This window comes from Novosphingobium humi (genome assembly GCF_028607105.1).
Taxonomy (GTDB): Bacteria; Pseudomonadota; Alphaproteobacteria; order Sphingomonadales; family Sphingomonadaceae; genus Novosphingobium; species Novosphingobium humi.
In genome coordinates this window covers 859527-870484 of record NZ_CP117417.1, presented here as the reverse complement: position 1 = coordinate 870484, position 10958 = coordinate 859527, and the positions used below count along the sequence as shown (strand labels likewise).

General features: G+C 66.0%; 7 protein-coding genes. 2 read left to right on the top strand and 5 right to left on the bottom strand.

Annotation, left to right across the window (positions count from 1 at the left end; translation table 11 throughout):
• Nucleotide 1 precedes the first annotated feature (1 nt).
• The 3 genes from PQ457_RS03940 to PQ457_RS03930 form a co-directional block, all read right to left on the bottom strand.
• Complete coding sequence (locus PQ457_RS03940; RefSeq protein ID WP_273618478.1) at nt 2-2302, bottom strand: hypothetical protein; 2301 nt, start codon at nt 2300-2302, stop codon at nt 2-4.
• A 224-nt stretch (nt 2303-2526) separates the two neighbouring features.
• Entirely contained in the window at nt 2527-3390 is an 864-nt protein-coding gene (locus tag PQ457_RS03935; protein ID WP_273618477.1) for a GT-D fold domain-containing protein, read from the bottom strand.
• A gap of 65 nt (nt 3391-3455) precedes the next feature.
• Nucleotides 3456-4145, bottom strand: coding sequence for an arylesterase (locus tag PQ457_RS03930; RefSeq protein ID WP_273618476.1), 690 nt, complete (start codon nt 4143-4145; stop codon nt 3456-3458).
• 62 nt (nt 4146-4207) lie between these two features.
• On the opposite strand from PQ457_RS03930, the gene PQ457_RS03925 reads away from it, so the two are divergent.
• Nucleotides 4208-4963: an ABC transporter ATP-binding protein gene (locus PQ457_RS03925; RefSeq protein ID WP_420540965.1), complete on the top strand. Its 756-nt coding sequence runs from the start codon at nt 4208-4210 to the stop codon at nt 4961-4963.
• Nucleotides 4960-7461 carry an ABC transporter permease gene (locus PQ457_RS03920; protein WP_273618475.1) on the top strand — a complete coding sequence of 834 codons (2502 nt, stop codon included), beginning with the start codon at nt 4960-4962 and terminating at the stop codon, nt 7459-7461. Before PQ457_RS03925 ends, PQ457_RS03920 begins: the two co-directional genes overlap by 4 nt.
• Before the next feature lie 10 nt (nt 7462-7471).
• On the opposite strand, the gene PQ457_RS03915 is transcribed toward PQ457_RS03920, so the two are convergent.
• Together PQ457_RS03915 and PQ457_RS03910 are read right to left on the bottom strand one after the other, a co-directional pair.
• Nucleotides 7472-7888: a DUF805 domain-containing protein gene (locus tag PQ457_RS03915; RefSeq protein ID WP_273618474.1), complete on the bottom strand. Its 417-nt coding sequence runs from the start codon at nt 7886-7888 to the stop codon at nt 7472-7474.
• 118 nt (nt 7889-8006) lie between these two features.
• Nucleotides 8007-10682, bottom strand: a complete 2676-nt coding sequence (locus tag PQ457_RS03910; protein ID WP_273618473.1) for a TonB-dependent receptor — start codon at nt 10680-10682, stop codon at nt 8007-8009.
• Nucleotides 10683-10958 lie beyond the last annotated feature (276 nt).

Below are 10958 nucleotides of genomic sequence, written 5' to 3'. Positions count from 1 at the left end.
GTCAGCCTTTCACCCGGCCCTCGGCCATGCCGAAAAGGATATAATGACGCAGCGGGTCCTGACCCTGCGCGGCCACATCGGGATAGCGCGCGAGATAGGCCCGTTCGTCAAACAGCCCGGCCTCGGCCAGATTCCGCGCCGCCCGTGCATTCTGCCAACCAAAGGCACGCCACCAGCGCGGCCGCCGCATCATCACCCGACAGACATCGCGCAGCCATTCCACCTGCCCCGCCCAGCGCAGGGATTTTTCCGCCTCGGCCGACAACAGGCCCGACATCGCGGCCAATTCGCCAAAGCGTTCACTCAATTGCTGTTCCAGCCGCACTTTCTCGGCCAGCAAGGCCTGCGCTTCCTCAACCGCGCGGGCGCGTGCCTGGTCCAGTTCGGCCGCGCGTTCTTCAAGCCGCTGCGCCTGTTCGGCCCATGACCGCTCGGTCTGGGCATGATCGGCGGCCATCGCGGCGCGACTCTGCTCGCTCTCCTGCCAATGGCCCTGCCACAGCGCGGCCTCGCCCTCGGCCTCCTGCAACAGGCGGGCCAATTCGACGATCTCGCGCGTGGCCTCGGCCTGATGGTCCTGCGCGGCGGCTTTTGTCCTGCGCGCCTCGTCCGCCCATGCGGCCTGTGCCCTGCGTGCGGCGGCCAGCGCCTCGCCCTGATCGGCCAGATCGGCGCGCAGCGCGGTCAGCATTTCGGCCATCACGCTCACCTGCTCGATGGCGGCGCGCAACTGTTCGGCCTGTTCCTGCGACTGTGCCTGCGCCTGCGCCAGTTCCCCTGCCAGTTCCAGCCCTGCCTGCTGCTCGATGTCCAGTTCAGCGGCCAACCGGACGGCCACCTCCCGTTCCTGCTCCAACGCGGCGCGCGTCTGCTCGATCTCGTCCTGCCGCCGGGCCAGAGCGCTTTCCCATTCACCCATCCGCTCCCGGTGTTCGTCCAGCGCGGCGCGCAGGGCTTGCCCTTCCTGCTCAAGCATGGCCACGCGGGCCTGGGCCTCTTGCGCGCGCTGCTCCTGTGCAGGGGCCTGCGCACGCAGATGCTCGATTTCGCGCGCCATGGCCGCGCGCTCATCCTCCCCCCGCCCTTCGCTCAGCGCCATTTCGTCCAGCCGCGCCTGCGCCAGTTGATAGGCCTGCGCCAGTTCGGCCAGCCCATCGAGCGCCTCCTGCCGTTCGCGCCCGCGCCGGTCCAATTCATCGGCCAGACCCGCGACCCGCGCCTCCAGTGCGGCCCGCTGGGCGATCAGCTCGGCGCTCTGCGCGTTCAGCTCCTCCAGCGCCCGCTTTTGCCGGGCCATCCGGCGCAGGGGCCGCGCAAACCCCGGCCCCGCCTCGTCCAGAGCCGCGCGCACCGCATCCAGCTCGCCGTAATCGCCCGCCCGCTCGCCGTCCTCGGCCCAGCCCAGCAGCACGCCATAGGCCCGCCGCACCCATGACGAGACCAGCGGATTGTCCACCACCGCCCGGTCCGACCGGCGATGATGGCGCAGATCGCGCGAGAGAAAGGCCTCCACCTCCTCGCCCGCGCCCAGCGGCATACGCGGCCACACGACCCCCAGTTCGCGCTCCACCCGGTCGGCCACCTGCGCCCATTGGTCCAGCACCTGATCATAGCTGATCACCAGACGTGGGCGTCCGCGCGTCGCCGCCTCGGCCTCAAGCACATGGCGCAGCCATACCAGCAGCGTGACCTGCGCATCCACGCCATCGCGCTGCGCCAGAGACTCGGCCACCTCAAGCGGGTTGCGCAGCGGCATGACAATGGCGGCCTCGATCCCTTCGGCGTCCAGCACGTCCAGCCAGAAGCCCGCCAGACGGCACATGCGCGGGTCCTTCAGCGCAAAGAGCGGGGCATCGCCAAATTCCCCGCGCAGCACCTCGCGCGCCCGCTCAACCTGCCCATGATAGGCCAGCGAGCGCTGCCACCCCTCATGAACCGCCAGCCAGTCGAACCATTCGCTCCCCATCTGGGCCAGCGCGGCGTCGTTGAAGCCGCGCACCGCGTCCGATTCCCAATGGCCGGTGGGGTTGGTCGGATTGCCGTCCAACAGCGTTGCGGGAAGCCCCGCCCCCAGCAGCGAGAACACCCGCGTCAGCGCGCTGGTGCCCGACCGGTGCATGCCCAGCACCAGCAGGGCCATGCGCCGCGCGGCCTGCCCGCGTTCATGGACACGCTCCTGCGCCGCGCCCGGTTTTGGCGCCCCGCCCTGCTCCAGCACCTCCTCGGGCCGCCACAACGGGCCGCCCGTGCCCGGCAACGGCCGCAGCGCTGTTTCGCCCATGGCTTGCGTGGCTATGTTCATCTTTGCCTGATCCCTGCCTGATCATTGCCGCGCCGGGGGACCATCCCCCATCCCTTCGCGCCTCGTGGCAAAGGGCTAAAACCGGGCCTCATGGTGCGCAACAAAGGCTCTATCCATTTCGGCGGCGATTACGCATTTGCCCCGGATGCCATGCCGATACGCGTTTACTTTCATCGATTTGCCGCGCCCCTTACGGCATCCGTTCACGCGGCAATTGGTCTGTTTCAGATCGCCCCGTCGGCAATATTCGTGCCCGCCAGATAGGCACGCAGGCGCTCCCGCATCGCCTCGTCCGCCGGTCCACCCTGCGCCAGATGGGGAATCGAAAATTCCGCTCCGGTGCCGATGCGCCCGTCCCGGCTGATGATCCCGGCCCATCCGTCAAACACGCTGCCCATGTCCAGCGCCACCGCCCCGCGCCGCGCCGCGCCCGCCACATAGGCCTTGCCCAGCACGCCCGCCCCCACCAGCACCAGATCGCCCGGCCCTACCCCCCCGATCCGCGCCATCATCCGGGCATAGCCGATGGGCCAATGCGGCTCGGCCACAATACCCGGAAACCGCGCCTCTCCGCGCAGCAGCCATTGCACCACGGGCACATCGAAATGCGCACCAAATTGCCCCGCCACATCGCGGCATCCGATCAGCACCAGCCGCCGCGCATCGCGCACCAGCGCCCCCAGCGCGCCCGACCATTGCAGATAGAAATGCAGCGCCATATCGCCCACGACCGGGTGCCGAGCGCCCAATACCCGCCCCAGATTGGCAAAGACCTCGTGATAGCGCATCGAAACCTGCAACTGGGCGCGGCGGGGAAGACCCAGCACATCGGCTTCGCGCATCGCGCGTTCCAGCCCGCGCGCCATCGCGCGCCGGTCATCGCCGTCAATCGCCTGATCGCCGAACCAGATATTCAGGCAGAACGCGATATCCTCGCCCATATGCGGCGCATCGTGGGAAAGCATCGCCCCCTCGCCATCGCCCAGCCGGACCAGCGAAAAGCCGCGCCCCTGCGCCAAGGCCGCCTGCGCGGCCCGCACCACCGGCAACAGGCCGATGCGGGGCCTATCGAGGATTGTCTCCATCATGGCACCGCCTTGGCAGGACGCCCCGCCGCCCCGCCAGCACGATTGCCACGCAAATGGAGCCGATATCAGCCTTTCGGCAGCGCCCCCGCCACCTTGTCGAGGGTCGCGCTGACCATCGCCTCGACGCCCTTGTCGGTGGGATGGATATGGTCGGGCAATTGCAGATCAGGGCGGTTAAAGATCGGCTTGAGGAAAAACGGATCGAGCACGGCATGATGCCGGGCGGCCAGCGCGGGAAAGATCGCGTTGAATTCGCGCGCATAATCCGGCCCCATATTGGGCGCGGCCAGCATGCCCATCACCACGGCCTTGATCTTGCGCTTGTCCAATTCGGCCAGAATGGCGTCGAGATTGTCCTTCGTCCTGGCCAGCGGCAACCCGCGCAGCATATCGTTGCCGCCAAGGCTGATGATCACCAGATCGGGCGCGGCCCCTTGCGCCAGCGTAAAGTCCAGCCTTGCCCGCCCGTCCTGCGTGGTGTCGCCCGAAACCCCGGCATTGACCACCTGCGCATTGACCCCGCGCGCGCGCAAAGCCGCCTCCAGCCGCACCGGATAGGCCTGTTCGGGGCGCAGACCATATCCGGCAAACAGACTGTCGCCCAAAGCGATGATGCGAACCGGCGGCCCCTTGGGCACAGGTGCGGGGGCGGCCGAGGCGCTGGGCGCGGGCTGGGGCGTCTTGTCCGCGCCGCCGCATCCCGTCAGCATCAAAACCGGCGCCAAAACCGCCGCCATCCCGCCCAAAGCCCTCATCAACCTGCCCTTTCGTGCGGGCCCTCCTTGCCGAATCCGGCCGGGCCACCCATAAACATATCGTGACCCAATCCCATGACCGCAAGAGCGCGATCCTCGCCCGCAACCTCACTCTCACCCTGGGCGCCAATGGTCCTGGGGGCGATGGCGCCACCTCGATCCTCAAAGGCATCGATCTGACCGTGCCCGATGGTCAGGTCGTGGCGCTGCTTGGCCCGTCGGGGTCGGGCAAATCCTCGCTGATGGCGGTGCTTTCGGGGCTGGAGCGGGCCAGCGGGGGCCAATTGAGCGTGGCGGGCGCGGATTTCATGGGCCTGTCCGAGGATCAACTGGCGCTGGCCCGGCGCGGGCGGATCGGCGTGGTCTTGCAGGCGTTCCACCTGCTGCCCACCATGACGGCGCAGGAAAATGTGATGACCGCGCTCGAACTGGCGGGCGTGGCCGATGCGGGGCCCCGCGCCGCCGAGGAACTCAAAGCCGTGGGCCTTGGCCACCGGCTGCACCATTACCCCAGCCAGCTTTCGGGCGGCGAGCAACAGCGCGTGGCGATTGCCCGCGCTCTGGCCCCGCGCCCGGCGCTGCTCTTTGCCGATGAACCGACCGGCAATCTGGACGGCGCAACCGGCGCGGCGATCATCGACCTCATCCTGACCCGGCGGGCGGAGACCGGGGCCACGCTGGTCATCATCACCCATGACGAGGCGCTGGCGCAAAAGGCGCAGCGGATCATTCGGATTGCCGACGGACGCATAGAATCAGATACATATCCATCCGACACCTATGCTTCGGACAAATACGCGTCGGGCGAAATGGCGTGAACTGGGCCTCGGCGTGGCGCATCGCGCGGCGGGAATTGTCGGCGCGGTTTCGCGGGCTTCGCTTGCTGCTCGCCTGCCTGTTTCTGGGCGTGGGGGCGCTGGCCGCGATCGGTTCGCTGACCAAGGCGATCAATGAAGGGCTGGCCGCTAAGGGGCGCCAGATCCTGGGCGGCGATGTGCAGATCACGGTCTGGCAGCGCCCGATTTCCGCCGAGGAACGCGCCGCGCTGACCCGCTACGGCCGCCTTTCCGATGGTCAGCGGCTGCAGGCGATGGCCTCGAATGGGGATACCACCGCTCCGGTCCAGTTAAAGGCGGTCGATGCGCTCTGGCCGATGGTCGGGCGGCTGGAACTGGCCGATGGGCGGCATGTAGGCGCCCCGGCGGCGGGCACGGCATGGATCGCGCGCGGGGCGGCCGAAAGGCTGGGCATCAAGCCGGGCGACAGCTTCACCATCGCGGGCAAGCCCCTGCGCGTAGGCGGGATCATCGCGGTCGAACCCGATGGGCTTGGCGAAGGTTTCGCGCTGGGGCCGACGGTCATCGTGCCCATGGGTTTTCCCGATGGCGCGGGCCTGACCGCGCCGGGGGCGATGTATCGCAGCCGGTTGCGCATGGATTGCGCCGGGACGTGTGATGCCGCCGCGATTGCCGATGGGCTGGCCAAACGCTTTCCCGAAAACGGCCTCGATATCCGCACCCGCGACAAAGCCTCGCCGGGCACCGAGACTTTCATCGCGCGCATGGGCGATTTTCTTGTGCTGGTGGGTCTGGCCGCGCTGCTGATCGCCGGGATTGGTATCGGCGGGGGCACGGCCTCCTATCTGGAGGCGCGGCGCGGGGTGATCGCCACGTTGAAAGTGATGGGCGCGACCAGCGGCGATATTGCGCGGATCTATGTTTTGCAGATTGCCACAGCCGCCGCGGTGGGGGCCTTGGCGGGGCTGATCGCGGGGGTGGCGGTGCTGCCTCTGGTGGTGAAGGCGCTGGCGGGCGTCTTGCCGGTGGTGGACGGCTTTGTGCTGGCGCCATGGGCGCTGGCGCGGGCGGCGCTCTGGGGCCTGCTGGTGGCGCTGGTCTTTGCGGCGGGGCCTTTGCTGGCGGCGCGGACCTATCCGGCGATGGCGCTGCTGCGCGCGCGGGTCGCGCCCGTTTCGGGGCGGCAGAGCTGGCGCTGGGTGGGCGCGGGGCTGGCCGGGTTTGTCGCTCTGGCATTTCTGGGCGACGGGTCGGCGCGGACGACTGCGATCTTCCTTGGCGGGGCGGCGGCGGCCTTTGTGCTGCTCTCGGCGCTTGGCTGGGGCTTGGTGCGGATGGCCGCACATCTGCCCCGTCCGCGCAGCCCGATCCTGCGCCTTGCGCTGAGCAATATTCACCGCCCCGGCAATCAGACCGCGCGGCTGGTGACGGCGCTGGGCTTTGGGCTGACGGCCTTTGTCGTGCTGGCCGTGGTGCAGACGAGTCTGGACGCCAATATTGCCGCGCGCGTGCCGCAAAAGGCGCCCGACTATTTCGCCATCGACCTGCAACCGGGCGATGAGGCCGGTTTCCGCGCCACCGTGGCCGGGGCCGCGCCGGGGGCCAAGGTACGCACGGTGCCGACGCTGCGCGGGGCAATTCTGGCCTATGGCCCGGCGGGCGCGCAGACCCGCGTGGCCGATATGAAGGATATCCCTGAGGACGCATGGCAATTGAAGGGTGAGCGCGGGCTGACCTTTGCGCAGGATGTGCCCGAGGGCAATGTCATCACCGATGGCGCATGGTGGCCGCGCGATTATCAGGGCGAACCGTTGGTTTCGGTTGATGAAAAGCTGGCGAAATCCACCGGTCTGAAAGTGGGCGACAGTGTGACGGTCGGCCTGCTGGGCGTGGAGCGGACCGCCAAGGTGGCATCCTTGCGGCGGATCGACTGGGATTCCTTCGGGTTCAATTATGTGCTGGTGTTTTCGCCCAATGCGCTGGCGGGCGCGCCCTTCAAGCTGGCCGCCACGATCAGCCTGTCGGACAAGCGCGAGCATGGCCTGCTGCGCGCGTTGACGCGGGCCTATCCCACGGCCTCGGTAGTCGAGGTGGGGCCGCTGCTGCGCGATGCGCGCGGATTGCTGGGGCAAATGAGCGCGGCGATCCTGTCGGCGGCGGGTGTGGCGGTGCTGGCGGGCGTGGCGGTCTTGCTGGGCGCGATTGCGGCGGCGCGGGCCTCGCGCGCCTATGACAACACGATCTTGCGCGTGCTGGGCGCGGGGCAGCGACAGTTGCTGGGGCTGCTGCTGGCCGAATATGGCGTGCTGGCGGGCCTCTTGGCGCTGGTCGCGCTGGTGCTGGGCACGGGTCTGGGCTGGCTGATCGTGGTTGAGCTGTTCAGCTTCGATTTCCTGCCCTCATGGACCTATGTGCTGGGCGTGCTGGGCGGCGGGCTGGCGCTGGTGCTGGCTTTTGCGCTGGGCGGGTCGCTGCCCTTGCTGCGCACGCGGCCCGCCGAGGCGCTTAGAGAGCTTTAGGGGGAGAGCTTTAACGGAACACCTCCGCCATGCCGCGGCCGCGCGGGTCATTGCCATAGCGGTTGCGGCCATAGGTGCCATCGAGGCAGAAGAAGATCAGCAGCACGAACCAGCCGACAAAGGGCACCAGCCACACCAGCAGCCACCAGCCCGACCGGTCAATATCATGCAGCCGCCGGATGCTGACCGTATAGCTGGGGATCAGCGTGAACAGGGCGATCAGGCCGACAAGGAACTGGCCCGTCAGGCTGGTCTGGGTGCCCCAATAGAAATTCATGCCGTTGGTATAGGACACCGGCGCACCGAACAGCGCCATGATCGCCCCGTTCACCACCCACAGGGCGATGAAATAGAGCCAGAACTCACGCCTTTGCGAACGGCCCGAAATCTCGAAATAGCGCCGCAGCGGCAGGAACATCCAATTCATCGGCCAAGCCTTCTTTCCGTTGTCCGACTGGATTAACGCCTTTGCGGGCAAAAGGCCGCATGAAAAAAGCGGGGCGCGTCAACCGCACCCCGCCCTCTTTTTCATCATCGACGGCGGCTTAAAATTTGGCCAGCGCCGCCAGGCCAAAGGTGCGCGGCGTGTTGACATAGCCGGAAATCGAGCCCGATTGGGCCGGGCTGTCAAAGATCACCGTGATATAGCGGTTGTCGGTCAGATTGCGGCCCCACACGCTCAGCTCGAATTTCTTGGAAAGCTGCCATGTGGCCGAGGCGTCGATTTCCGAAACCGTGCGCTTGAACGGACGCGCCGCGTCCAGCCCGGTCTGATAGGAAATGATCGCCCCGGTCAGCGGGTTCTTGGTGATGAAACCGGGCATGCCGTCCTGATTCTGCACCGGCGATTCGTAATGCCAGTTGCCGCGCAGGATGATGTGCTGCTCGCCCCCGATCGGCTTGTCCCATGTGGCCGACATGGTGGTCGAGATCGGCGCGATGCCGGCCGGCCTTGCGCCCGAAATGTCGCCAAAGCTGGAATTGGTGAAGCGGTTATACTTGGGCACCAGATAGGTGACGGCGGCGGCCAGCGTCAGTTCGCTCGTCGGCCGCACCGATCCTTCAAACTCGAAACCATAGACCGATTCCTTGTCCGCATTGAGCAGGTCGAAACCGATGCCGGTAAAGATGTTCGACTGGAAATCCTTGATCGATTGATAGAAGGCGGCAAAATTGAGCGTCGCCACCGACCAGTTGGCCTTCATCCCCACTTCATAGACGGTGGATTTTTCCGGCCGGGCAAAACGCCCGCCATAGCGCAGATTGGTCGTGGCCAGACCGCTGGCCGCAATCGCGGCGGCATCGGACAGCGCCGGGCGGCTGTCGCGCGAGAGGTTGATCGAGCTGGCCTTGAAGCCGGTGCCGATGCTGGCATAGAAATTCATATGCTTGCTGGCCTCATAGGCCACGCGCGCGGTAAAGGACAGATTGCCGTCATTGGTCCGCCCCGGTTCGACCGCATTGGGCACATTGAGGAAAGGCGGCATGAATTGCAGCGCACGCAGCGCCAGCAATTGCGCAGTCTGGTTCGACACGCCCGTCACCACCGAATTATAGGCGGTGGGGTTGGCGCCGGCAAAAGCGGCGATCTGGGCCGGCGAGGCAAAGCCGCCCGGCACCGACAACAGCCCGCCGATGGTCTGCGCAATGCCCGCATTGGTGGCGGCCGTGCGCATCGCGTTCAGGTCAATGCCTGAAAACACATCGCTCGACACGACGCCGGTGGAATAATGCTTGTTGTCGCGCGTATAGTTCAGCCCGCCCGTCAGCGTCACGCGCGGCGCGATTTTCCAGTCCATCTGGCCAAAGATCGAGATCGCCTCATTGGCCAGATGATAGGCCTCCGACAGGCCCGTGCCCTGTTTGAAGAACTGGCCGGTATATTTGGCCGGATTGCCCTGAAGCGTACCGAAAGTACCCTCCAGCGAGGCGACATTGAGCGTGTTGGCGCTGGCGCCGCGAATCAGCAGGTCAGCATAGGAGCGCATTTGCGAACCATAAAGCAGCGCGCCGGTCTGATTGATCTTCTCGTTGAAATAATAAGCGCCCAGCAGCAGGTTCACCCTCTCGCCCAGCTTGGCGGTGGCGCGCAATTCCTGGGTAAAGGTGTTGATACGCACATTGGCGCTGTTCTGGCCCAACAGGTCGGCGGAGGTGAAATCGCTGTCCTGATTGTTGTAATTGGTGTTGTGGCGATAGGCGGTGATCGAGGTCAGCTTTACCCCATGGATTTCATGGTCAATCTGGGCCGAAAAGCCATAGTCGCGGATGCGGTTGGTCGAGGGGAAATTGTTATAGACGTCGCCATAGGGGTTGGAGGGCGGATTGACCTTGCCCCCCACCGCCTGAATCGCGGCTGTACTGGACGAGGACAACAGGTTGACCACCGCGCAGCAGGTTTCGTTGATCTGCGAATAATCGGCAATGATCCGCACGCGCGGCCCGTTGTCAGGCGCCCAGAGCAATTGCCCGCGCGCAAACCAGCGGTTGCGGTTGTTGGTGCTGCTGCCCGTGGCGCCGTCATGGGCAAAGCCGTCGCGGCGGTTGTATCCGCCCGCCACGCTCACGGCCACCGTATCGCTGAGCGGCGTGGTATACATGCCCTTGACGACCAAAGCATTGTAATTGCCATAGGAAACCTCGGCGCTGCCGCCCGGCTTGAACTGCGGCTCCATCGTGGAAATCGAGACGACGCCCGCGCTGGCATTCTTGCCGAACAGCGTCGATTGCGGGCCGCGCAGCACTTCAACCCGCTTCACATCGGGAAAATCGGCGATCTGGGCCGCGCTGCGCGAGCGATAGACGCCGTCGATAAAGACGCCCACGCTGGGCTCGATCCCGGCATTGTTGGCGCCATTGCCAAAGCCGCGGATCAGGAAATCGGTCTGCGCGCTCGACTGGTGTTCCGACACGCGCAGTGATGGCACCACGCTGGTCAGATCCTTGATGTCGCGGATCTTGGCGCGGTTAATGACATCGGCGGTGGTGACCGTTACGGCCACGGGCACCTGCTGCAAGGTCTGCTCGCGCTTGGTGGCGGTGACGACGATCTCATTGTTGACCTGATCCTCGGCCGCCATGGCCGGAGCGGCCAGAGCCATCGCAAGCCCGGCCCCGCCCGCCGCCAAAACGATACGGCGGCGCGTGGAAAACGAGACTGGCGTTTTTGCTTTACGCGCGGGCAAGGCCCCCTGCACGCGCAATGCAGATGTCTGGTTCATGAAAACCTCATCCTTCCCACGAACCGGCATGCCAACAAGCCCCCCGCCTGTCGTACCCCCGGTTTCCTTTTTATCGTGCCCTGTGTTATGCCTTGTCGGCATGAGGCTCAATCCTTTGACGATCCATGCCTCGGTTTATCCCACAAATTCTTATCAAAAACGCAAAGACCGCCGCAAAATTCCCATAAGTGGACAATGCCCTTCGAACAGCATGGCTCTTGTCGAGTCTTGCCCAAAGCCGCTGCGTAAGCTAGGGGCGCGCGCATGTTGCGGCGC

What these genes read in the sequence shown, in the direction of transcription:
- PQ457_RS03940 (WP_273618478.1), bottom strand. Translation starts at nt 2,302, where the DNA reads ATGAACATAGCCACGCAAGCCATGGGCGAAACAGCGCTGCGGCCGTTG.
- PQ457_RS03935 (WP_273618477.1), bottom strand. Translation starts at nt 3,390, where the DNA reads ATGATGGAGACAATCCTCGATAGGCCCCGCATCGGCCTGTTGCCGGTG.
- PQ457_RS03930 (WP_273618476.1), bottom strand. Translation starts at nt 4,145, where the DNA reads ATGAGGGCTTTGGGCGGGATGGCGGCGGTTTTGGCGCCGGTTTTGATG.
- PQ457_RS03915 (WP_273618474.1), bottom strand. Translation starts at nt 7,888, where the DNA reads ATGAATTGGATGTTCCTGCCGCTGCGGCGCTATTTCGAGATTTCGGGC.
- PQ457_RS03910 (WP_273618473.1), bottom strand. Translation starts at nt 10,682, where the DNA reads ATGAACCAGACATCTGCATTGCGCGTGCAGGGGGCCTTGCCCGCGCGT.